Source organism: Rossellomorea marisflavi (assembly GCF_022170785.1).
In the GTDB taxonomy this organism is placed as follows: domain Bacteria; phylum Bacillota; class Bacilli; order Bacillales; family Bacillaceae_B; genus Rossellomorea; species Rossellomorea marisflavi_B.
The window spans coordinates 1494037-1514760 of the sequence record NZ_CP081870.1; the positions used below are offsets into that span (position 1 = coordinate 1494037).

The 20724-nt window shown below is 47.4% G+C and carries 27 protein-coding genes; 17 read left to right on the plus strand and 10 right to left on the minus strand.

What is annotated here, in order from left to right:
- Positions 1-24: 24 nt before the first annotated feature.
- Positions 25-210: a YhzD family protein gene (locus tag K6T23_RS07980; RefSeq protein WP_238284119.1), complete on the minus strand. Its 186-nt coding sequence runs from the start codon at positions 208-210 to the stop codon at positions 25-27.
- Between the two features lie 167 nt (positions 211-377).
- Here K6T23_RS07980 and K6T23_RS07985 point away from each other — a divergent pair, with 167 nt between their 5' ends.
- The 4 genes from K6T23_RS07985 (at position 378) to K6T23_RS08000 (ending at position 5802) form a co-directional block, all read left to right on the plus strand.
- Complete coding sequence (locus tag K6T23_RS07985; RefSeq protein ID WP_238284120.1) at positions 378-1577, plus strand: metallophosphoesterase family protein; 1200 nt, start codon at positions 378-380, stop codon at positions 1575-1577.
- Positions 1534-4527, plus strand: coding sequence for an ATP-binding protein (locus K6T23_RS07990; protein WP_238284121.1), 2994 nt, complete (start codon positions 1534-1536; stop codon positions 4525-4527). Before K6T23_RS07985 ends, K6T23_RS07990 begins: the two co-directional genes overlap by 44 nt.
- A 42-nt stretch (positions 4528-4569) precedes the next feature.
- On the plus strand, positions 4570-5511 hold the full coding sequence (gene yhaM / locus K6T23_RS07995; RefSeq protein ID WP_056538029.1) for a 3'-5' exoribonuclease YhaM: 942 nt from the start codon (positions 4570-4572) through the stop codon (positions 5509-5511).
- Positions 5512-5625: 114 nt separating this feature from the next.
- Positions 5626-5802, plus strand: coding sequence for a sporulation YhaL family protein (locus tag K6T23_RS08000; RefSeq protein ID WP_079515763.1), 177 nt, complete (start codon positions 5626-5628; stop codon positions 5800-5802).
- Positions 5803-5864: 62 nt separating this feature from the next.
- Here the strand turns inward: K6T23_RS08000 and K6T23_RS08005 are convergent, their stop codons facing one another.
- A complete protein-coding gene (locus K6T23_RS08005) occupies positions 5865-6809 on the minus strand; it encodes a peptidylprolyl isomerase (RefSeq protein ID WP_079515764.1) in 945 nt (314 codons plus the stop codon).
- Positions 6810-6994: 185 nt separating this feature from the next.
- Here K6T23_RS08005 and K6T23_RS08010 point away from each other — a divergent pair, with 185 nt between their 5' ends.
- The 3 genes from K6T23_RS08010 (at position 6995) to K6T23_RS08020 (ending at position 7459) form a co-directional block, all read left to right on the plus strand.
- Positions 6995-7081 (plus strand): YjcZ family sporulation protein, encoded by an 87-nt coding sequence (locus tag K6T23_RS08010; protein ID WP_048004408.1) that lies wholly within the window; start codon positions 6995-6997, stop codon positions 7079-7081.
- Between the two features lie 81 nt (positions 7082-7162).
- Positions 7163-7246, plus strand: coding sequence for a YjcZ family sporulation protein (locus tag K6T23_RS08015; RefSeq protein WP_032089274.1), 84 nt, complete (start codon positions 7163-7165; stop codon positions 7244-7246).
- A 120-nt stretch (positions 7247-7366) separates the two neighbouring features.
- On the plus strand, positions 7367-7459 hold the full coding sequence (locus K6T23_RS08020) for a YjcZ family sporulation protein (RefSeq protein WP_079515766.1): 93 nt from the start codon (positions 7367-7369) through the stop codon (positions 7457-7459).
- Positions 7460-7796: 337 nt separating this feature from the next.
- On the opposite strand, the gene K6T23_RS08025 is transcribed toward K6T23_RS08020, so the two are convergent.
- Together K6T23_RS08025 and K6T23_RS08030 are read right to left on the minus strand one after the other, a co-directional pair.
- On the minus strand, positions 7797-7985 hold the full coding sequence (locus K6T23_RS08025; protein WP_053427615.1) for a hypothetical protein: 189 nt from the start codon (positions 7983-7985) through the stop codon (positions 7797-7799).
- Between the two features lie 182 nt (positions 7986-8167).
- A complete protein-coding gene (locus K6T23_RS08030; RefSeq protein ID WP_238284122.1) occupies positions 8168-8704 on the minus strand; it encodes a DUF3267 domain-containing protein in 537 nt (178 codons plus the stop codon).
- A 193-nt stretch (positions 8705-8897) separates the two neighbouring features.
- Here K6T23_RS08030 and K6T23_RS08035 point away from each other — a divergent pair, with 193 nt between their 5' ends.
- Positions 8898-9266, plus strand: a complete 369-nt coding sequence (locus tag K6T23_RS08035; protein ID WP_235563606.1) for a DUF1878 family protein — start codon at positions 8898-8900, stop codon at positions 9264-9266.
- Here the strand turns inward: K6T23_RS08035 and K6T23_RS08040 are convergent.
- On the minus strand, positions 9250-9843 hold the full coding sequence (locus K6T23_RS08040) for an HTH-type transcriptional regulator Hpr (RefSeq protein ID WP_048004405.1): 594 nt from the start codon (positions 9841-9843) through the stop codon (positions 9250-9252). The genes K6T23_RS08035 and K6T23_RS08040 overlap by 17 nt on opposite strands.
- A gap of 227 nt (positions 9844-10070) precedes the next feature.
- Positions 10071-10445, minus strand: coding sequence for a YtxH domain-containing protein (locus K6T23_RS08045; protein WP_053427613.1), 375 nt, complete (start codon positions 10443-10445; stop codon positions 10071-10073).
- Positions 10446-10586: 141 nt separating this feature from the next.
- Between K6T23_RS08045 and yhzF the strand changes: the two genes are divergently transcribed.
- Positions 10587-10781: a membrane protein YhzF gene (gene yhzF / locus K6T23_RS08050; protein ID WP_079515768.1), complete on the plus strand. Its 195-nt coding sequence runs from the start codon at positions 10587-10589 to the stop codon at positions 10779-10781.
- Positions 10782-10807: 26 nt separating this feature from the next.
- Here yhzF and K6T23_RS08055 read toward each other — a convergent pair whose 3' ends face one another.
- Positions 10808-11344 carry a tryptophan transporter gene (locus tag K6T23_RS08055; RefSeq protein ID WP_056538020.1) on the minus strand — a complete coding sequence of 179 codons (537 nt, stop codon included), beginning with the start codon at positions 11342-11344 and terminating at the stop codon, positions 10808-10810.
- Between the two features lie 122 nt (positions 11345-11466).
- Positions 11467-11886 (minus strand): HIT family protein, encoded by a 420-nt coding sequence (locus K6T23_RS08060; RefSeq protein WP_148985465.1) that lies wholly within the window; start codon positions 11884-11886, stop codon positions 11467-11469.
- Positions 11887-11914: 28 nt separating this feature from the next.
- Here K6T23_RS08060 and K6T23_RS08065 point away from each other — a divergent pair, with 28 nt between their 5' ends.
- The 6 genes from K6T23_RS08065 to K6T23_RS08090 all read left to right on the plus strand — a co-directional run bounded on the left by K6T23_RS08065 (position 11915) and on the right by K6T23_RS08090 (position 16214).
- On the plus strand, positions 11915-12079 hold the full coding sequence (locus K6T23_RS08065) for a hypothetical protein (RefSeq protein ID WP_179125785.1): 165 nt from the start codon (positions 11915-11917) through the stop codon (positions 12077-12079).
- Positions 12080-12475: 396 nt separating this feature from the next.
- On the plus strand, positions 12476-13219 hold the full coding sequence (locus K6T23_RS08070; RefSeq protein WP_079515770.1) for an ABC transporter ATP-binding protein: 744 nt from the start codon (positions 12476-12478) through the stop codon (positions 13217-13219).
- Positions 13209-14441, plus strand: a complete 1233-nt coding sequence (locus K6T23_RS08075; protein WP_238284123.1) for an ABC transporter permease — start codon at positions 13209-13211, stop codon at positions 14439-14441. Before K6T23_RS08070 ends, K6T23_RS08075 begins: the two co-directional genes overlap by 11 nt.
- An 81-nt stretch (positions 14442-14522) precedes the next feature.
- On the plus strand, positions 14523-15206 hold the full coding sequence (locus tag K6T23_RS08080) for an EcsC family protein (protein ID WP_420493506.1): 684 nt from the start codon (positions 14523-14525) through the stop codon (positions 15204-15206).
- A gap of 7 nt (positions 15207-15213) precedes the next feature.
- Positions 15214-15729: a GNAT family N-acetyltransferase gene (locus tag K6T23_RS08085; protein ID WP_238284125.1), complete on the plus strand. Its 516-nt coding sequence runs from the start codon at positions 15214-15216 to the stop codon at positions 15727-15729.
- A gap of 74 nt (positions 15730-15803) precedes the next feature.
- Positions 15804-16214 carry a DoxX family protein gene (locus tag K6T23_RS08090; protein WP_238284126.1) on the plus strand — a complete coding sequence of 137 codons (411 nt, stop codon included), beginning with the start codon at positions 15804-15806 and terminating at the stop codon, positions 16212-16214.
- Between the two features lie 57 nt (positions 16215-16271).
- Here K6T23_RS08090 and K6T23_RS08095 read toward each other — a convergent pair whose 3' ends face one another.
- Both K6T23_RS08095 and K6T23_RS08100 read right to left on the minus strand, forming a co-directional pair.
- A complete protein-coding gene (locus K6T23_RS08095; RefSeq protein ID WP_148985461.1) occupies positions 16272-17660 on the minus strand; it encodes a hypothetical protein in 1389 nt (462 codons plus the stop codon).
- A gap of 176 nt (positions 17661-17836) precedes the next feature.
- The gene (locus K6T23_RS08100) at positions 17837-18340 is read right to left on the minus strand and encodes an antibiotic biosynthesis monooxygenase family protein (RefSeq protein ID WP_053427607.1); all 504 of its coding nucleotides are present in this window, start codon (positions 18338-18340) and stop codon (positions 17837-17839) included.
- Between the two features lie 287 nt (positions 18341-18627).
- Here K6T23_RS08100 and hemE point away from each other — a divergent pair, with 287 nt between their 5' ends.
- Positions 18628-19659, plus strand: coding sequence for a uroporphyrinogen decarboxylase (hemE, locus tag K6T23_RS08105; RefSeq protein WP_238284127.1), 1032 nt, complete (start codon positions 18628-18630; stop codon positions 19657-19659).
- 88 nt (positions 19660-19747) lie between these two features.
- Positions 19748-20677: a ferrochelatase gene (hemH, locus tag K6T23_RS08110; protein WP_238284128.1), complete on the plus strand. Its 930-nt coding sequence runs from the start codon at positions 19748-19750 to the stop codon at positions 20675-20677.
- The last annotated feature ends 47 nt before the right edge of the window (positions 20678-20724 follow it).

The window sequence follows — 20724 nt, forward strand, 5'->3', positions numbered from 1 at the left end:
GGTGCCGAATGGCGCCCTCTTTTGTTATACGTGGAATAATAGAAGCTTTCCCAGTGGGGAAGTGAAACGATGGGTGTGATCAAGATACCCCTTCTCTGCCAACATACTTTCCCCAACCTTCTTCGCTTCCTCATCCGTTGCAGCCTGGACACTCTCATCCAGAAGTTTTGCCCCATTCTTCTCGAATACTGTAAGTTTATACGTTTTCATCGCTCTACCCCTTTGCAACATGATCACTTTTTATTTTTTCATATTTTTCTAATAATGAAAAGTGGAATATTCCTATACCAATAAATAATTCACAGATGAAATGATAGCGTCCGTTGGGGTATAATGGGTAGTATTAGAACATATATTCGTAATTTTGGAGGGGAACCATGAAGAAAATCCGGTTTCTGCACGCTGCAGATCTGCATTTGGACAGTCCGTTCAAAGGGTTGAAGAACTTGCCCGCAGCGCGGTTCAAACACATACAGGGAAGCACCTTTGCTTCTTTTGAAAGACTGATTGACGAGGCACTTAAAAGGGAGGTCGACTTTGTGCTCATCAGCGGGGATCTCTTTGATGAAGAGGATCGTAGTATCCGGGCGCAGGCGAGGCTCGTGCAACAGTTCGATCGTTTAAAGGAGAAGGAGATCCCCGTTTTCATCATCCATGGAAACCATGATCACCTTGGGGGATTCAGGGTTCAACTGGACATGCCTCCCCATGTACATATCTTCTCTGAACGACCTGAGTGGAAACAGATAAGGACGAAGGATGGGGCAGATGTCTCAATCGCGGGATTCAGCTATGGAAGCCGTCATATTCACGAGAGGATGATTACAGAATATCCAAAGGCCGAAGGCGGCGGCTACAGGATCGCTCTTCTTCATGGAAGTGAAGGGAGCATCGAGGCGGACCATGAACCCTATGCCCCCTTCACCATCAAGGAACTGCTAGATAAGGGATATGATTACTGGGCACTGGGTCATATCCACAAGCGGCAGATCCTCCATGAGGATCCTTACATTGTGTATCCGGGGAATATACAAGGAAGGCACCGGAAAGAAACCGGCCCTAAAGGCTGTTACGAAGTCGAGATGGAAGGGGACCGTACCGAACTGACCTTCATACCCGTACAGGAAGTAGAATGGATACAAAAATCTGTATCACTCGATGGGGTCACCCGTTTTGGTGAGCTGTACAATCGGATCAGGGAGGCCGTGGATTCGTGCGGTGAAGATATGATCGAACTCCGTCTGGAGGGAAAGGGCAGCTTGGGGGAAGAGGAATGGAGGAGGATCCAGAACGGTGAGTTACTGGATACGATTCAATCGGCAATGGAGGATGAACAAGGGATCAAATGGGTGCATCGTGTGTCCTTTGCAGAAGAGAAATGGGTTCTTGATGAGCGCGACCCATTCAGCCAAATCATGTTTGAGATGCTTGATGAGCTGGAGCAGGGCGACTGGACATCGTCCCTGTCAGAGCTGATGGATCATCCGTTGATCTATAAGCATGGTCTTCAGGTGGATCAGGAGGTCTTTCACGATGTCAGAAAGCTCCTCGGCACCCCGGGCAAGGAAGGAAGGTGATTGCATGAAGATTAAGGGAATCCATATCTATGCCTATGGAAAACTGATCAATCAGCACTATACCATGGAAGAATTACAGGTGATCTTTGGACAAAACGAGGCAGGGAAATCGACGATCATGTCTTTCATCCACAGCGTCCTCTTCGGCTTTCCTACCAAGCAGCATTCACTCCCACGCTACGAACCGAAAACATCATCAGACTATGGAGGAGTTCTCAGGGTGTGCACTCCTTCCGGAGAGGAGATCCGGATTGAAAGGAAGAGGGGGGGACCAGCCACGGGGACTGTGACTCTTCAATATGAAGATGGGAGGGTAGAAGGGGAGGAAGGGCTTCACCGGCTACTCGGTACCATCGACCGGAAAACCTACGGGAACATTTTTTCCTTTGACCTTGAGGGTCTTCAGGGAATCCACCGATTGAAAAAGGAAGACCTTAACCGCTTCTTATTCTCAGCAGGATCCACCGGAACGGATGCCCTCATGCAGATGGAGCAGGCGTGGCAAAAAGAACAGGAACAGCTCTTCAAACGCTCCGGGCGCAAACCTGTGATCAATCTCCTACTCTCTGAGCTCACGTCACTTGAAAAGAAACTGAAAGAAGCGAAAGGTCGCAATGACCGCTATGCTCCCCTTCATGTAGAAAAAGAGCAAATCGGTAAAAGACTGGAATTTCTTGAACATGAGCTGAAGATCCTGCAGGAAAGAAAACATACCCTTTTGCAGATCCGGGAAAACTGGGATGCTCTCAGTGAAAGAGTGTATACATTGGATAGGATCGGACAAATTGGTGACTTCCCGTTTCCTGAAAAGGGTCTGCACCGCCTCGATGAGTGCAGGCGGGAGGTCCGGAAGGTGGAAGCCCAGCTTGAAACCCTGCAGCTCAAAAAGGATACCTTTTTGGAAAGGGTGGAACGGGACGCAGAGATTGAAGAGGAAGAACGGAGCTTCCTGGAAGAAAAGCTGGCATCTCAGGGGAACTTTCAAAAATGGATCCATGATCTTGAGGATCATCGGAGGGAAGTCGAAGCGATTGAAAGTGGCATCCGAGGAATCAGAAGGGAGCTCCAACTGAGTTTGGAAGGACATGAGGCTGCTTCCGTCAACATCAGCTTCTCGATGAATGAGAGAATCAACGACGCAATTGAAGAAAAGACGGAAATCCTTCATGAACGGGAGCATAATCGGAAGAAAAGGGCGGAAGCACAAGCAACCAGAGATCGAACCGAGCGGGATTGTGACGCTGCGGAGAATCGATTGATCGGGGAGGAGGCCTTTCAGGATCTCCAGCGGAAAATCAAAAAAGGGATGTCCGAGGCCCAGAGAAACTGGTTCAGGGAACGATTGGAAGAAGAGGAGAGGATGCTTGCGAGCGACCGTAAGACATTGGGCGGACAGAAGAAGATCACGTTATCCCTTCTTTTGATCGGACTGATCCTGACGCTATGGGGGATCTGGACGGGAACATGGATCATGGGCCTTGCCCTGCTGCCGGGCGTCATGAGCATATTATCCTTTAGGCAGTCGCGATCGCGCTTGATTGAACGTGAGAAAAGGATCCAATCCATGGAACGACCCGAAGGAGAGGTATCGTCCGACTCCCAGCGCCTCTATGATGAACAGCTTGAGTACCGCAGTCAATGGAAGCAGCTCATTCTGAAGCTTGAAGAGACGGAAGGTATGCTCGCAGGTATCGTGGAAGAGGAGAGCCGACTTGTGAACAGGCTGCAGGATGTAGATGACAGGATTGCCTCTATCGTTTCAGAGCTTGGACTACCTGTTGATTTCCAGTGGAAATGGCTGAGGGAAGCCTATATAAGGCTGAAGGAACTCGTGACCCTTCATGACAGGTTGCTCATCCTCCATGACGAAATCCGCGGAGCTGAAACCAAGATCCAAGCCTATACAGGGGAGTGTCGGGAGTGGTTCAATCGCCATGGAATCGAAGCTGTACCACTGGAGGAGATCCACAGTAAGATGAAGGAGCTTCTGAAGGAGATGGACAAAGAAGATCTGAAGAGGAATCACGCCAAGGAAGAGCTCAACCAGATCCGGATGGATATGCAAAGCCTTGAAATCGAACGAACCAAGCTGGAAGACGAGGTGGAGGGTCTTTTCTCCTTTGCAGGAACCACTTCGGAGGAAGCCTATAGGAAGACAGGTCAGCTTGCCGAAGAGAAACGGGAGCTGTTGCATGCCTATAGATTTATGGAAAAACGATTCCAGCCTGATATCCTGTCTGCTTTTACTGAATTTCAATCTAAAGATCTTGTTGAAAAGGAAATCATTCTTGCTTCCACTGAGATCGACGAATGCTCCCGCAGTATCTCCACCCTGCAGGAGGAGGCAGCGACACTTGCATATGAACTTCAAGTTCTAGAGGAAGGAACCGAACATTCTGTCCTATTGCAACAGTTCGAAGGGAAGAAAGCCGAAATCCACGAGAAGATCCAGCGATGGTCGACTGTCACCCTGGCGAGGAAGGCTTTGGAAAATACGATGGAGCACTATCAGCAGACAAAGATGCCGAGGCTGATCGGGGAGGCAGAACAATACTTCCTTAAGCTCACGAATGGCCGATATCGTAAGATCAACGTAACCGATGACGAAATGATCACGGTTGCCAGGGAAGACGGTCAGGTGTTTCAGGCTGTGGAACTCAGTCAGGGAACGAAGGAGCAACTGTATATCGCCATCCGTTTCGCCCTGAGCTCTTCCCTGAAAGAAATCTATGATCTTCCCGTCATCATCGATGATGCGGCGGTGAACTTTGATGAAGGCAGAACCAGGGCATTCATTGAAGCGCTGGATAAGCTGTCGGAGAATCATCAAATCCTGTATTTCACCTGTCATCAGGCTGTAGTGGACACCTTCCAGGCACCAGGAGTGATAAATTTGGATGAGCAGACAATTGAGACGGGTCTCGACGAGTCAAGTCGGGTGCCTCTGTGATATACTTGAAACAGTAAACTGAAAGAGAACGGGGGAACAACCATGTCCGGAATTACGACCTATGCAGTCGGTGAGACCATCGATTTGCATTTATTGATCAAACAGATGACAAAAGGCACAACCAATACAGGCAAGCCATTCCTGACTATCATCCTGCAGGATAAGAGCGGGGATATCGAAGCGAAGCTGTGGGATGCCTCAGATCAGGATGAAAAAGCTTACCAGCCGGAGACGATTGTCAAGGTAGTCGGGGATATCCACAACTATCGGGGGAAGAACCAACTGAAAATCAAACAGATTCGTCCCGTGTCGCCGGGGGATGGTTTTTCCATTGCTGATTTCCTGGAGACTGCTCCGGTAAGTATAGATGAAATGAGCAGTAAGATCACCCAATATATCTTTGAAATGCGCAATCCGAATATTCAGCGGATCACCCGTCATCTGATCAAAAAATATCAGAAGGACTTCCTTGAATATCCTGCAGCAACGAAGAATCACCATGAATTCGTATCTGGCCTAGCCTATCATGTCGTTTCCATGCTTGATCTTTCAAAAGCCATCGCAGGACTATACCCGACGCTGGATTCCGACCTGTTGTATGCAGGTGTGATCCTTCATGATCTTGGCAAGGTGATTGAACTGTCCGGCCCGACTTCGACCACCTACACAATCGAGGGGAACTTGATCGGGCACATCTCCATCATGGTGAATGAAATCGGGAAAGCGGCCGATGAGCTTGGCATAGAAGGAGAAGAGGTCATGATCCTTCAGCATTTGGTCCTTAGCCACCATGGCAAGGCAGAATGGGGCAGCCCGAAACCCCCATTGATTCGCGAAGCAGAGATCCTTCACTATATCGATAACGTGGATGCGAAGATGAACATGCTCGACAGGGTCCTATCGAGGACGAAACCTGGGGAGTATACGGAGAGGGTCTTTGCCCTTGACAACCGCTCCTTCTATAAACCGACATTCCATGAATGAACATGAAGTCCGGTCCTTCGACCGGGCTTTTTGCTGTCTGAAAAAAGATTGTCATAAGCAGGCAATCCTCTTCATATGGTGAAGTAAGGACAAACCTATAAGGAGTTGAAGCAGATGACATTACCGATTTGGATGTATTTCATTGTAGCAGGGATCTTTGTCAGTGCGTTCATGACCATTAAGTCGGCAAGGCAGGAAAAGGCCCAGGAGGATGAATGGATCGCGAAAGAGGGCGAGGTCTATATGACCCGCATGGAAGAAGAAAAAGAGCGGCGGCGCGTGTCCTCTTGATCAAATCGTCATTAAAGAAAAAAGACAGTCGGAGAATAATCTCCGGACTGTCTTTTTTGGGTTCATTCTTTTGTATCGGATTCGGTCGTTGCATTGCCTTCAGGGGCAGCAGCATCCGGTGCTGGCGTACCGTTCAGGACTTGTTCGAATGCATCTTTGAGATCTTTATCCTTGATCTTAAGATCTGCTTTTTCGATTTCGTCCTTCATGGATTCCTGGATTTTAGACTGGTCCACTTTTGAAAGTTTAAGCTCTTGCTCAAGATCTTTTTTCATATCTTTGAACGGTTTCTTTTCTTTCGTATCGGTCACTTCAATGATGTGGTAGCCATAATCTGTCTTCACAGGATCGCTGACCTCACCTTTTTTCAGGGAGTCAAGGGCTTTTGAGAACTCAGGTACAAAGCTTTGGCGTCCGGCATTATCAACCCATCCAAGGCTGCCACCGTTAGCTGCAGAAGCGGTATCGGTTGAATACTCGCTTGCAAGATCTTCGAATTTACCCCCGTCAGCCAATTTCTTTTTGACTTCCTTCGCAGTCTTTTCGTCTTCCACGAGGATGTGCCTTACTTCAATCGGAGCTTTCCAATTTTCGTAATAATCCTTGAGTTCCTTGTCAGTGACCTTTATATCTGATGTAGCCGCCTTCTCTTGAAGAAGCTGAAGCTTCAAATACTCTTTAAAGGATTTTTCATCAAGGTTGTACTGTTGAAGGAACATATCGAATTGATCACCGAGCTGTTCTTTCGCTTCGTCCATCTTTTTGTTGATTTCATCTTTAGAAACATCATACTTCTCATCGAGAACTTTTGTATAAACGAGTTCCTGCAGGGCTTGTTCCATTTGTGGAGTGAACTTTTGTTTCGCTGAATCATACAGTTCATCCTTGGTGATATCCCCGGCTTTCGTTGTCGCAACTACATCTTTATCGTCTGCCCCATTACCGCTGCATCCTGCTAGTCCCACGGCACCGGCAACAAGTGATACGGAAAGGATCCACTTCTTCATGGTGATCAACTCCTAAGCTATTTTCAGTCATGCTTGGCTAAAATCTACAACCCATACTATATCACACTTTTTGGATGAAAAAAAATAATTTCCAAACTATTCTTGATAAAAATAGGCAGATAACATACCCAATTCCCAGATTCGTTCATATGATATCAGCGAAGAGAGAAAAGGAGGTAATGATCATGAGCTGTGGATACAATTCAGGATTTGCATTGCTTGTTGTATTGTTCATCTTATTAATCATCGTTGGTGCCGCGTTTATTTGCTAATAAGAAATATGACAATAGCCTAAAACCATTAGACGTCTACTTGAATATAATGCATTAGCGCTTCAAAGGAGGTGGAACGTAATGGGTAACGCATACGGCGGAGGTTTCGCGTTAATTGTTGTACTGTTCATCTTGTTGATCATTGTAGGTGCAGCTTGGCTATAAGATAGCCAAAAATACTAGGAATTGACGGATCAGGATCAAAGAGGGGGCATTACTTGCAGCAACGTCCCCTTTTTGCCTATCTCATCCGATGCTTCTCATACATGAAAGGAGGAAGCGCATATGTCAGGTGCTTGCGGGTATGGCGGAGGTTTCGCTCTAATCGTTGTTCTATTCATCTTGCTTATCATCATCGGTGCAGCATACGTTTGCTAATAAAGTGAATTGAACCGAAAGGACTTGTTAGGCTGCTGTGAACATTCACGGCAGTTTTTCAAAAGAAGGGAAGCACGCAAAAGGGAGGATTGATTCCTTTTGCAGGCTTCTATTTTTAGCTAAAATAAAGCAAGCCCCTCGAAGAGTCGTTGAAGACGATCCGGGGGGCTTGTTTTTTGAATTGGTAAGGATGTTGGTTCTGCTTTTCTTTAACCAGCTCCGGCGGGTTGACCCTCGAGGTCATAAGTCAAGCCACCCAAAAAGGCCAAGAACGCCTTTCTGGGTGGCTCGTCTTATGCTTGTCGGGTCAGAGCGACCCGCCTCCGCTTTTCTTTGTCTATGTAAATAAGATTTCCACATAAGATGAAATCAGCAGTATGGTGATGAGGATGTTGATGGTTGCGTATACTTTCGGCTGACGTTCTTCGGGTATTTCCTTTTGTGCACAGAGTGCGAAGGTCATTCTGTTGATGTTGAACAGAATGAACAGTGCGAATACGATAAACATGATAAATACGGTGATCATCCAGGTCCCTCCCCGTTCTCTCCTATAAGCTATACAATACCAAATTAATGGGGTGATTGGTAGGGCGAGTATTGACGAAAAATTGGAAACTAAGCTCTTTTCGTATTCGTGTTCGTGTATAAAGCCTCTGCTTTTGATGAAGAGCAGGAATACGAAAATAGCCTAGTGAGGGGGGCGACCCCTCATTGTTCAATCAATATCTCATATCCATCCTCATTTTCCTCGATCATCGCCCTCCTCGGAGAAAAGAGCAGTGTCCTTACACAAAGAAAATCGATTAAGCAGATGCCCGTATGGAAGGCAGTCAGCATGATGAAGTAATGGGAGTAATGAGGAAAATGGAAGCAACCGAACATCAGGAATGAATTGAGTACAAAGAATGGGGCGGTTAATGCCATCCCGTATCTCCATTTGGTGATCGGCACATTCAATCTGAGCGTTACGGTCGGTAAGATCCCTATCTGTCTTCTCAGCGTGCATGTCATATTCCGTGCACAGTGCAAGACCGGCAGTGCGTGGCAGATCTTATGCAGGGGATAGATGCTCAACAAGCCTGCTAAAAAGAGCAGGATGTGATGATCATAAAATACACGATGTTTCAATACATTAATCGGTACGTATATAAATGAGAATACCATCATCATCACGATGGATGAAAGTAAAAAGACTCGATGATACCCGAAATGTCTTTCTTTATCAACGGATTTCCAGCAGTGCATTACGTGTTTCCTCCAAAAGGCGTTCGGTATGGTGAAAAGCGCCTTACATACTGTATTATGATTGCTGCTGAAAATCAATACTTTTTTAGGGGAGGAAAAAATAAAACCGTGATGCCTTCAGGGGAGTCTGCACGGGCTTGATTAGAGGAGAAGTGATGATTAAAAGAGACAAGTGTACGGAATGTCTTGTACAATGGAAAAGAGAAACTATGCATATGGAATGGTGATTGGAATGGATGATTTGTTAAGAAGAGTGGAAAAGCTGGAATATTATCAAAGGCTCATGTTGGAAATGATGCCGGGGCATACCACTTTATTTTACAGGGAGGTCATGAAGGCAGGGCTTGATGAGGAAGATGTAAGAGCATTCTTCCAGTTATGTGAGGGATTGAACAATAAATGCCAAAAACAAAAAGCGGAAGGGTTTGTCTATTTTACTCCGCTTTTTAAAGAATTTGAACGTAGGATCGACCGCAGGCTTACTGTCGAGCGGGTCATCGAGGGGTGCCTCAACCAAGGATTATATCCTTCTCTCATGACCCAGCTCAGGAAATGTCTTTAGAACTCTCTAAGTCATCTTCTTCCTGGAAAAGTTCAGTCAGTTTTCCATTGTCATCGGAGAAGTCATTTTTGATGTTGTCGAACGACTTTTCGAAAATCTCCATGAAATCATTCCCATAGATGTTGCGCACCACGCTCATCATTTCGATCATTTCCGGAAATTTTCCGTAAAGCTCCCTGAGGGGAGAGACCCCTTGGAAAATAGCGTGATGGTCAGGATCGTAATTCTTCATGGAATCGAGAAGAATGCGTTCTCCTTTCTCCGTCAGCCTGATATACGTGTTGCGTTTATCGTTTTCCCTTTTTGAAAACTCCAGCAGTTCCCGCTCCTCTAATTTCTTGGAAAAATTAAATGCCGTGGATACATGCATGACACCGAATTTGGCTACATCTGATATGGAAGCACCTTTTAGATGATAAGCGATCCAGAGAATATGGTGTTCATTGATGTTGAGATCATACGGCTTGATCCATTGCTGCCAGTCCTTTTCGATGGCTTTCCACAGAGCTTTGCTGAGCTGTGCCATCCGCTGGCTGAAGAGCATTGCCTCTTTTAATGTGAATTCTCTTTCCTTCATCTCTTTCACCCACTTTACTAAAAAATCTTTTCCCCTTTTCTTTTTCCTTTGAAGCACCAGGCTGTTAAAAAGAAAGCGCTTATATTTTATTATGCCAATAAAGTAATGAATAATAAAGTCTAAATTCACAAAATTTTTAGAAGTTCATGCAGGGAATTGAAAAACCCGCATCGCAAAGGCCTTCATGTTTTGGAACATACAAGGTGGATACGGGCTTTCCCTATGATTTACTTCGATTGGGACGAACCTGGAAGATCGATGGATTTTTCTAGATCTTCAATCGTTTGTCTTACGGTCTCGATTTCTTTTTGCAGGCGCTCGTTGTTCGGAGCGGTCGATATTTGCCACTCTTTAATGGAAGCCTGAAGATCTTTTGAAAGCTGAAGAACGGTTTCCTTGCTTTCCTGAGAAAGCGTTCCGATGGATTCCTTCAGTTCATTTGCCCGCTCTTTTAAGTCTTCGAGCGTCAGCTTCCAATCATTCTGCTTATCTTTCAGTTTTCCCCTCAATTCCTTCCCTGAAGAAGGAGCTGAGAGAAGGGAGCCTGCACCTGCGACGATGCCGCCCACGATCAAACCGTACATCAATGATTTCACTTTCATGCCCTTCACCTCTGATTGCTTGGTAGTATTATTATTCTACAAAAGATGTAGATATCCTTTTCCCTATTGTAACAGTTTGAAACGGGATTGTTCATAAGTATTCGAATGGACGCATACGAATAAGGGAGAGGAGGGGGAAGAATGGACGGGATCATTTTCGGTTTCTTTGCTCTCAGTGTGATTTTGGTGATCAGTATGGTGTACAATATTATGAGTTTTCAAAGACCGGGGATCTATCCCCCTAAGAGCATTTTGAAGAAAAGGGCGGGGTTGATGGGGACGGCGGGAGCAGCTTCCCTAGTGGTCGGCAGCATCCTGTGGTGGATTGCTTCATAAAAAAAAGGCCCAAAGGGGGCCTTTTTTCATTGAAGCTGATCTGACGTGACCGCTTCGCTTATGGAAGAACGCTTTAAGATACCATTGATGATCGGATATACGACGAACATTGCACCGGCGTTGACGACTGTAGCAGGCAGTACGACCGCTGCGAACAGGGCGATGAATGCTCCAGGAAGACCGCCGATGACTGAAGCTGAACCAAGGAAGATGGCTCCGGAAACGAGCGTTCCGATGGCTGTCAGTACAATTGCTCCCAAAATGGATCGGGAGTACTTTCTTGTAAGCAAGAATAATCCGTAAAAAACAAATGCTGTCACGGGCTTGTCGATCAGGTTCGGGAGGAATCCTCCAGGGAACTGGGTGGTTAATCCGGAAATGACACCGGTCAACAGTCCCACAAGCAGTACATTTTTCTTGGCAGGGAACAGCATGATCCCTAAAAACATCATCGTAAGCATCATGTCAGGCTTCATACCAAGGAAGATCCCAGGGATTACGGCATGCAGTGCGGTTCCGATCCCGATCAATAGTGACAGGGATACAAGCGTTTTAGTATTCATCTTCATCTCTCCTCAACTCGTCTATGCTTTCTCTGCTCCTCCTGATGTGCACTATTGCCATCAGCGAAAAGTTAGGACTATTATAACACATCGGCCTCTCATGTCAACGGACCTGTTCCTTCTCAAATATGGCCAGAGATGGATGCGGCGATTTCCTGCAGGTCCTCGGGGGTGTAGTCGTCCGTATGGGTCTTCCAGACGGCGCCGAATCCGTCGCCTTCACCGTAGCGCGGGATGAGATGCAGATGGAAATGAAACACGGATTGGCCGGCTGCTTCCCCTGTGTTGCTGAGGAGATTCAGCCCGATGGGTTGGAACGCTTCCTTGATGGCAGACGCCACTTTCGGAGCCGCCTGAAACACGTGCCCGGCCGCTTCAGGGGAAAGCTCATAAACGTTTTCCATATGCTGCTTCGGGATAATCAGTGTATGCCCTTTCGTCACTTGGCTGATATCCAGGAAGGCAAGCACGTTTTCATCTTCATATACTTTTGTGGATGGGATCTTCCCATCAATGATTTTACAAAAAATACAGTCGCTCATTGTATATCCACCCTTCAATATGTAGTAGTTGTATTTTATCACGGGTGCAGATATAAATGAAGAAGAGACGGGAACGAATGTCCCGCCTCTCCATGTAGGGGCTGTGCTTCCTGATGCTTTTCGTAAAGTCGGCGATTCCATTCAGCAGGTGAACGGAACGATCCTATCGCAATCGATTTTTGAAAAATCTTGAGCGTCTTGGACAACCACCTCATTTGACGGTTTGCATACATACGAATGACTCGTGCAATGTGACCATCTCCATCTCCTTACATCACGTAAAGCGAATAAGTGTTTGGATATACGTCAACTTGTTCTTTAACAAACACCTCATTTGTCTGAATGAATGGTGAATGAATGTCATTCACTAAAGAAGAGCATAAATGCTACAACAATTAGTGAAATTCGGATCCTGGTCTTTAACAACCACCCCGTTTTTCTTATTGCCTTACCCCTACAACTATAGGATGACCCGTCTGTAGGTATTTATTTGTACTAGATAATGGAAAAGTTGTAGATCAAACATGCCTTCATAACGGAATTTTGATAAAATGAAGCAAAGACTGTGCAGAGAAAGGACGTTTTCGCTTTGGCATTATTGGAAATCAACCATTTGATTGGTGGATATACACGTAAGCCTGTATTAAAAGATATTTCCTTCTCAATCGAGTCCAATGAAATTGTAGGACTGATCGGATTGAACGGGGCAGGTAAAAGTACGACGATCAAGCATATCATCGGACTGATGGAAGCAAAGCAGGGGGATGTATCCATCAACGGAAAGACCCTGAAGAAAGATCCCGAGCAGTACCGTAAACAATTTTCCTACATTCCCGAAACACCGATCCTTTATGATGAGCTCACCCTTGAAGAGCATTTAAGGCTGACAGCCATGGCATACGGATTGACGGAAGAAGAGTATTCCGATCGTCTCCCCGGATTGCTGAAGGCCTACAGGATGGAAAAGAAACTGAAGTGGTTCCCTGCCCATTTCTCAAAGGGAATGAAGCAAAAAGTAATGATCATGTGTGCGTTCCTGATCCAGCCAAGCCTGTACATCATCGATGAACCATTTGTCGGGCTTGATCCCCTCGGCATCCAGTCACTTCTTGATTCCATGGAGGAGATGAAAGCAACGGGAGCCGGCATTCTCATGTCCACACACATCCTGGCGACGGCCGAACGCTATTGTGACTCGTTCGTCATCCTGCATGAGGGGAAAATCCGTGCAAAAGGGACCCTAGACGATTTGCGGAGGGAATTCACGATGGCTGGGGCCACCCTTGACGATATTTACATTCAACTGACAAAGGAAGAATCGGATGATGAATAATGTAAATGGGATCTGGAAGCAGCGGGTGACGGAATATACCCTTGAGCTTCAAAAATATCTGAAGTACATGTTCAATGATCACCTTTTATTTGTCTTGATCTTCGCATTCGGCGGAGGAGCCTATACATACAATCAGTGGGTCAAGACATTGGAACCGTCTTTTCCTGCTCCTCTGATCATGGCTGTCATTTTGGGACTTGTTCTGGCATGGAGCCCTGTATATACCTTCCTCCGCGAAGCCGATGCGGTGTTCCTGCTCCCTCTTGAGAAGAAATTGAAGGGCTATTTCACGAAGAGCCTCTGGGTGAGCTTCGCTTTTCAATCCTACATCCAGCTTATTGTGCTCGCTGCCATGATGCCTATGTATGTTGCAGTGACGGGGAAGGGATTCAGCACCTTTTTCCCGCTTCTGATCATCGTCCTGGCCGTGAAATGGTGGAACCTTCTCATGCGGTGGCAGATCCTCCGTTTTCAGGAGAGGAGTGTCCATTTCACTGATTCGTTCTTCCGCTTTCTATTGAGCGGCAGCATCATGTATCTGATTCTCTCTGGTGCTCACCTCTGGGTCATTGCAACGATTGCAGTCATCCAGCTCCTATACGTGGGGTATTTCATGCAGGTTGCCAAAGGGAAAAATCTGAAATGGGACCTGCTGATTACCCTTGAGCAGCAGCGTATGCTCATGTTCTACCGCATGGCCAATATGTTCACCGATGTCCCGAAATTAAAAGGAAAGGTTCATCGGAGGAAGTGGCTCGATGCCTTATTGCCAAATGAGATGGACCAAGGAAAGTCATACCGCTATCTTTATATCAGATCATTGGTAAGGACCAGTGAATATTCTGGCCTCTATATCCGGTTGACCCTCATCGGCGCCGTTTTGATTTACAGCAATACGTCCTTGATCTTCAGCGTGATCGCCGGTCTCCTTTTCATGTATTTGACCGGTTTCCAGCTCATCCCGTTATTCAAAAGGTTTGACTATAAGATATGGGTGCTTCTTTATCCGGTTCCCCGGAAGCTGAAGGAGTCATCGTTTCAAACCGTGATCATGCAGGCACTCATCATCCAGGCGTTCGTCTTATCCATCCCATTAATCGTAAGGGGAGAGTGGCTGGGGGGAGTGATCGTGCTTGCTACAGGTTGTGTCTTTTCACTCCTGTTCAGCCGCCACTATCTGGTGGGAAGGTTGAAGAAAATGCATGATCCGCTTCACTCGTGAAACCATCTTCATGACCCGAACGTATACTAACCATCATGTGGAGGAGGGATGAGAGTGGAAATAGAAAAGCAAGAGCTAGATATGTGGAAGCGCCGCATCACACGTAAATCCTCCAGGCTGCAGAGAGTATCCAAGAGGGCCCAGACGAAAATGAACACGTGGATTCCCGAGAAGGCCCATAACCTGATAACGGACAGCATCCGCCGCATGGTGGAGATCACGCTCAACAGCGGAGGCTGGTTACCGATGAATCCCGTGTCTGCAAAGGGAAACCTTCAGGAAAGGGAAGAAAGCATGAAGGAGCGACTGGAGTTTTACAGGAAGACGGCTACAATAGAAGGTGCAGGCACCGGAGCAGGAGGGCTCTTCCTCGGCATGGCGGATTTTCCTCTGCTCCTGTCAATAAAGATGAAGTTCCTTACAGAATGCTCGATCATTCACGGCTATGATGTGAATGTCTATGAAGAGAGGCTATTTCTCCTATATGTATTTCAATTGGCGTTTTCAAGTGATGAGCATAAGCGGAAGACCTTGAGCGTGATCGAAGACTGGAATGCGGAGAAAGAACGGGTCAAAGACATGGACTGGCGAACATTCCAACAGGAATACAGGGATCATATCGATTTGATCAAAATGCTCCAGCTTGTGCCTGGGATCGGTGCGGTTGTAGGGGCGTACGCAAATTACCAGCTTCTCGATCAGCTGGGTGAGACGGCGAAATTCGCTTACCGGATCCGTCATTTCCACGAGCATGAAAAGGGGTGAAGAGCGGATGACAGTCAGTGTACGCCCTTTTCATCGGGAAGATGCATTAACCATTACCAGGCTTGCAGATGATAAGATCCTGGCAGATACGATCGGTTTGCCCCATCCTTATGAAGTCTCACATGCAGAGGAGTGGATCCGCTCACATCCCTCATTGTGGGAAGCTGATGAGGAGTATAACTTTGCAATCGAATACCAATCCGACATCGTCGGTACAATCGTGATCAGACGGAATCAGGAGCATGATGCAGGAGAACTGGGCTACTGGATCGGCAGTCGGTTCTGGGGGCGGGGCTATGCCACTTCAGCCGTGGAGAAGATCCTGTCATTCGGGTTCCAAGATCTTGGCCTGAACCGTATGTGGGCGATGGTACGTGACTCCAATATAGGTTCGAGGACTGTCCTTGAGAAAACGGGGTTCGAGGAAGAGGCGTTGTTGCGCCAGGCACGCAGGCGTGGCTCCGATTTCGAAGACTGCCTCCTTTATGCAATAACAAGAAGGGATTACCAAACGCTTGAATGACTGGTAATCCCTTCTTTTGTCTTTCGCTGAGCGAAATACATATAGTATGATGGAGTGGAAAGGTGGGGAAACGTGTGTCACGTCGAAAAAAAGTAGTGAGATGGTTCGGTCTCGTTCTATTCTCTTTCTTCTTCATTGCAGCGGGGGTATTCCATTTCATAGAGGCCCAAGGCTTTGCGCGGATGATCCCTTCATTCCTTCCTCTGAAGGAGGAGGCGGTCTACCTGACGGGGATACTTGAGTTCATACTCGCCATCCTCCTTCTCATTCCGAAGACGAGAAGAAAAACCGGCATCGTAACGGCCGTCTATCTGGTCCTGATCTTTCCTGCCAATATCTATGCAGCCGTCAAAGGCATTCCCGCCCCCGGGGCGGAAGAAGCAAACGCTCCCCTGCTTTGGGTGAGGCTCCTCTTCCAACCGCTCTTGATCTGGTGGGTGCTTGCTGTCAGCAAGGTGGAAAAGACTCGTAGCTTCTATTCATAGGAAGATATCAAAAATGCGCCCCGTGAGCAAAACCTGCTTTCCGGGGCGCATTTCGTTTTACATAAGGAACATGGCTGCAATTGTCGTTACGACCAATCCGATGGTGACCGGGAGAAGGTTGCGACGGGCGAGTTCGAAAGGGTCTACCCCGCAAATCGCCGCTGCAGGAATCAGAGCCCATGGAACAAGTGTCCCACCACCGACCCAGATGGCAGCAATCTGTCCGAGGGCTGTGAGGGTCGCAACGCCAGACCCAATGCTGTCGGCAAATAGGGAAGCAATGGACCCGACGAGGGAAATACCCGAAAACCCTGAACCATCAAGACCGGTTATGGCTCCTACAGCAGTCAGTGTAACAGCACCTACTGCTTGAGATATCGGAACGACTGCTGATAACGCTGCCCCCAAATCATTGACGATACCGTGTGAGGTTTGCGGCAGGTGATCACCGATGATGGCATTAAACCCTGAGTCGCCGAGGTAAAAGAACGCTGCGATGGGAATGACGGGACCGAACACTTTGAAACCGAACTGGAATCCGTCGATGAGGAACCCGGTGGTTTTTGACAAACCATCTCCTTTGAATGCTGCAAGGGAGATGATAAGAACGATGAACATGGCGGTACCACCAATCAATGCAGTGGCATCTCCGCCCTGGAGATTGAAAACAGACATCGCCACCACATTCAGGATAAAGGCGGAGGGAATCAGAATGGCAATGATCCGTCTCCAGACAGGGGAGAGGGAGGATGAGGTGTCCGTTTCGGTGAACAGCAAAGGTGAAGTCTCCACCTTCAGTTTTCCCTGCTTCATATCCCTCTTTAGGAAAATGAAAGCCGTTACGGTCGTGACCACCCCCATGATAATGACCAGTGGGATACTTGCAGAAATAACATCTCCAATCGGGATGCCTGCTGCATCCGAAGTGAGCTTCGGTGCAGCCTGTATAACAAAGTCCCCTGATAGGGCAATCCCGTGTCCGAAAAGGTTCATGGCCATGGCGATTCCGAGTGCCGGAAGCCCCACCCTGAGAGCGACAGGAACAAGGACGGCTCCGAGTAGGGCGACAGCTGGCGATGGCCAAAAAAACCAGGAGATGAACATCATGACGAGACCGATTGTCCAGTAGGCAAGGGTAGGAGTACGGATGAATGAAGCGAATGGTTTGATCATCACATCATTGATGCCGGTGGAGGTTAAACTTCTGCTCATGGCAACGATGATGGAAATGACGAGTATGGTGGGGAGCAGTTCGGTAATCGCATAGATGAAGCTTGAGAAGATCGAACTGATTGATCCGGTCAAAGAGCCGGTGGCGACAGCGGCAATGGTGAAAATCCCTAGGATGCAAATGATGGTGGTGTCCTTTCTGAACACCATAAACGCGATGATCAATCCGATGAACGATAAATAGATCCAATGCAGGGAGGTCAAATCGATTCCCATTAGGAAAACCCCTTTCCATTCTTACAGGGCAAAAGCCCTGATTTGTAGTAATAAGATATGAAAGGGGAAACCTGTTCGTGCCAGGAGTGGTGCATTTCCTGGGGAATAGGGGGGATATTGTCCATTCCGGCACACAAATAAGGAGCAGCCGAAAATCGGCGGCTCCACTGAAACCATCAGATGGTCGTCACATGATATTTTGTCACATAGGATGAACGGGGGAAGATGTCTTTTTTATTGTCGATTCCGGATTCCGTTCCGCGTTTGGCATGAGCCTTTTTGTACTGGTTGGATTCCTGCCAACCAAGGAAGCTTTTTTCATCCTTCCACTGTGTCATGATCACATATGTATCAGAGCTCTGAGGTCTCAATACCCTGATTGAGATAAACCCTTCCACTTCTTCCACAAGACCGGCACGATTGGTAAAGCGGTATTCGAATAAGGGGCGCCCTTCGTCCGTTACAGGTATATTGTTGCAAACCACGAACCCTTCTTCCGTAAGCTCCCCGGATGAATCGAGGATGTCATAGGTGCGGGGGGAACTGAAGACGCTGTCCCCTTCGCTTTCGTGGATCAAAAGTCCATCTTCTCCCTGCATGAGGACCATTGTCTCTCCCGGGTGCTCGTCTTTGATCGTCTTTAGGAAATCATGGGTCCCTGTCGTCATATAAATCTTCATGTCCATCACCTCTTGCGATATAGTTACCTTCTATTATACTCTTCCCTAAAACCGTTTGCATGTAACATGAAGAGGGAAATGTTTTATAAATCGGTGGCGAAGCCGTGAAAATCGGCAATTTTATGACAGTTGCCATGTAAATCTATACTTTCAGACTGAAAACGTCTATAGTAGTGAAGTTGAGAACATCTATATTCATGAAAACTCTTACATAATTGTTGGAATCAATTTTACTTAGGCTACACTATACATATTGGATGTACGAGGAAAGGTGGACGAACAAAGGTATGAAAGCAATGAATGATACGCTGCTGCGTGCAGCAAGGGGAGAAGATACGGAGCATACTCCGGTATGGTTCATGAGACAGGCTGGACGTTCCCAGCCCGAATACAGGGCGATCAAAGAGAAATATTCTCTTTTTGAAATCACGCATCAGCCTGAACTTTGCGCATATGTGACAAGACTGCCGGTCGAGCAATACGACGTGGACGCGGCCATCCTCTATAAGGATATCATGTCACCGCTCCCATCGATCGGAGTGGATGTAGAGATCAAGTCTGGAATCGGTCCGGTCATCGACCAGCCGATCCGCTCCCTGTCGGATGTGGAGAAGCTTGGCGAGATCCACCCGGAAGAGGATGTTCCTTACGTACTTGATACGATCCGTCTCCTGACAACCGAGCAGCTGTCGGTTCCCTTGATCGGTTTTGCAGGGGCACCGTTCACCATGGCAAGTTATATGATCGAGGGTGGCCCATCAAAGAATTATAATAAGACGAAGGCCTTCATGTATGAACAGCCTCAAAGCTGGTTCGCCCTCATGGACAAACTGTCTGACATGACCATCACGTATGGGAAATCACAAATCAAGGCAGGAGCATCTGCGTTTCAGATATTTGATTCCTGGGTTGGCGCACTGAACGTACAGGACTACCGTTATTTCATCAAGCCATATATGGAGCGAATCTTCAATGAATTGAAGGAAACCGGTGTTCCCCTCATCCTCTTCGGGGTGGGTGCGAGTCATCTGGCAAGGGAATGGCATGACCTGCCGGTTGACGTCGTCGGTCTGGACTGGAGACTATCGATCAAGGAAGCAAGGGGAATGGGGCTTACGAAGACCCTTATGGGTAATCTTGATCCTGCGATCCTCCTTGGACCATGGGAAGTCATCGAAGAGCGTACAAAAGCGATACTGGATCAAGGCATGGAACTGCCTGGCCATATCTTCAACCTTGGACACGGGGTGTTCCCTCAGGTGAATCCGGACACATTGAAGAGGCTTGCTGCCTTTGTACACGACTATAGTTCGAGATAACCGATCTGCCGAGCACTATTTTTGGTATTAATGGTCCAAACATGGCACAATATGCACAGACAAGTTATCAACTAAGAGGTGAAGAGGTATGTCTAAGAAAAAAATGGGTCTCCTCGTCATGGCTTACGGGACCCCCTATAAAGAAGAAGACCTTGAACGTTATTACACGCATATCCGTCACGGTAGGACTCCATCAAGTGAACTGCTTGAAGACCTCCGGGGGCGGTATGAAGCAATCGGGGGGATCTCCCCTTTGGCAAAGATCACCCTGGAACAGGCCAAGAGCCTTGAAGAACACTTAAATGATATGCAGGGTGAGATTGAATTCAAAATGTATCTCGGCCTGAAGCATATCGAACCATTCGTGGAAGATGCAGTGGAACAGATGCATCGAGATGGAATTGAAGAAGCGGTCTCCATCGTACTTGCTCCTCATTTCTCTACCTTCAGCGTGAAGTCTTATAACGGCAGGGCGAAAGAAGCGGCAGAGAAACTGGGAGGACCAGTCATTACGTCTGTTGAGAGCTGGTACGATGAGCCGAAATTCATTCAGTACTGGGTCGACCGTGTGAAGGAAACCTATGCGGGTATGTCTTCAGAGGAACGTGAATCAGCCGTGCTGATTGTGTCGGCTCACAGCCTGCCTCAGCGCATCCTCCAATCAGGGGATCCGTATCCCAAGCAGCTTGAAGACACGGCACGTATGATTGCAGATGGTGCCGGCGTGAAGGAGTATGCGGTCGGATGGCAGAGTGAAGGGAATACGCCGGATCCTTGGCTGGGTCCCGATGTACAGGATCTGACCAGAGATCTCCATGAGAAAAAAGGATACAAAACCTTTGTTTATACTCCCGTTGGATTTGTATCCGACCACTTGGAAGTACTATATGATAATGACTACGAATGTAAAGTGGTGACGGATGAAATCGGTGCGGCTTATTATCGTCCGGAAATGCCGAATAGCAAGCCGGAATTCATTGACGCCCTTGCAGACGTTGTATTAAAGCACATTCAGTAGCTCAGGCAGTTGGACTGAGGCAGAAGGAAACCATTCCCGCAGCCCAG

What these genes read in the sequence shown, in the direction of transcription:
- K6T23_RS07990 (WP_238284121.1), top strand. Translation starts at nt 1,534, where the DNA reads ATGTCAGAAAGCTCCTCGGCACCCCGGGCAAGGAAGGAAGGTGATTGC.
- K6T23_RS08005 (WP_079515764.1), bottom strand. Translation starts at nt 6,809, where the DNA reads ATGAAGAAGTGGATCCTTTCCGTATCACTTGTTGCCGGTGCCGTGGGA.
- K6T23_RS08035 (WP_235563606.1), top strand. Translation starts at nt 8,898, where the DNA reads ATGGAAAAGAGAAACTATGCATATGGAATGGTGATTGGAATGGATGAT.
- yhzF (WP_079515768.1), top strand. Translation starts at nt 10,587, where the DNA reads ATGGACGGGATCATTTTCGGTTTCTTTGCTCTCAGTGTGATTTTGGTG.
- yhaM (WP_056538029.1), top strand. Translation starts at nt 4,570, where the DNA reads ATGTCCGGAATTACGACCTATGCAGTCGGTGAGACCATCGATTTGCAT.
- K6T23_RS08075 (WP_238284123.1), top strand. Translation starts at nt 13,209, where the DNA reads ATGATGAATAATGTAAATGGGATCTGGAAGCAGCGGGTGACGGAATAT.
- K6T23_RS08000 (WP_079515763.1), top strand. Translation starts at nt 5,626, where the DNA reads ATGACATTACCGATTTGGATGTATTTCATTGTAGCAGGGATCTTTGTC.
- K6T23_RS08010 (WP_048004408.1), top strand. Translation starts at nt 6,995, where the DNA reads ATGAGCTGTGGATACAATTCAGGATTTGCATTGCTTGTTGTATTGTTC.
- K6T23_RS08085 (WP_238284125.1), top strand. Translation starts at nt 15,214, where the DNA reads ATGACAGTCAGTGTACGCCCTTTTCATCGGGAAGATGCATTAACCATT.
- K6T23_RS08015 (WP_032089274.1), top strand. Translation starts at nt 7,163, where the DNA reads ATGGGTAACGCATACGGCGGAGGTTTCGCGTTAATTGTTGTACTGTTC.
- K6T23_RS07980 (WP_238284119.1), bottom strand. Translation starts at nt 210, where the DNA reads ATGAAAACGTATAAACTTACAGTATTCGAGAAGAATGGGGCAAAACTT.
- K6T23_RS08060 (WP_148985465.1), bottom strand. Translation starts at nt 11,886, where the DNA reads ATGAGCGACTGTATTTTTTGTAAAATCATTGATGGGAAGATCCCATCC.
- K6T23_RS08020 (WP_079515766.1), top strand. Translation starts at nt 7,367, where the DNA reads ATGTCAGGTGCTTGCGGGTATGGCGGAGGTTTCGCTCTAATCGTTGTT.
- K6T23_RS07985 (WP_238284120.1), top strand. Translation starts at nt 378, where the DNA reads ATGAAGAAAATCCGGTTTCTGCACGCTGCAGATCTGCATTTGGACAGT.
- K6T23_RS08025 (WP_053427615.1), bottom strand. Translation starts at nt 7,985, where the DNA reads ATGATCACCGTATTTATCATGTTTATCGTATTCGCACTGTTCATTCTG.
- K6T23_RS08045 (WP_053427613.1), bottom strand. Translation starts at nt 10,445, where the DNA reads ATGAAAGTGAAATCATTGATGTACGGTTTGATCGTGGGCGGCATCGTC.
- hemH (WP_238284128.1), top strand. Translation starts at nt 19,748, where the DNA reads ATGTCTAAGAAAAAAATGGGTCTCCTCGTCATGGCTTACGGGACCCCC.
- K6T23_RS08100 (WP_053427607.1), bottom strand. Translation starts at nt 18,340, where the DNA reads ATGAAGATTTATATGACGACAGGGACCCATGATTTCCTAAAGACGATC.
- K6T23_RS08030 (WP_238284122.1), bottom strand. Translation starts at nt 8,704, where the DNA reads ATGCACTGCTGGAAATCCGTTGATAAAGAAAGACATTTCGGGTATCAT.
- K6T23_RS08040 (WP_048004405.1), bottom strand. Translation starts at nt 9,843, where the DNA reads ATGAAGGAAAGAGAATTCACATTAAAAGAGGCAATGCTCTTCAGCCAG.
- K6T23_RS08055 (WP_056538020.1), bottom strand. Translation starts at nt 11,344, where the DNA reads ATGAATACTAAAACGCTTGTATCCCTGTCACTATTGATCGGGATCGGA.
- K6T23_RS08080 (WP_420493506.1), top strand. Translation starts at nt 14,523, where the DNA reads ATGTGGAAGCGCCGCATCACACGTAAATCCTCCAGGCTGCAGAGAGTA.
- K6T23_RS08095 (WP_148985461.1), bottom strand. Translation starts at nt 17,660, where the DNA reads ATGGGAATCGATTTGACCTCCCTGCATTGGATCTATTTATCGTTCATC.
- hemE (WP_238284127.1), top strand. Translation starts at nt 18,628, where the DNA reads ATGAAAGCAATGAATGATACGCTGCTGCGTGCAGCAAGGGGAGAAGAT.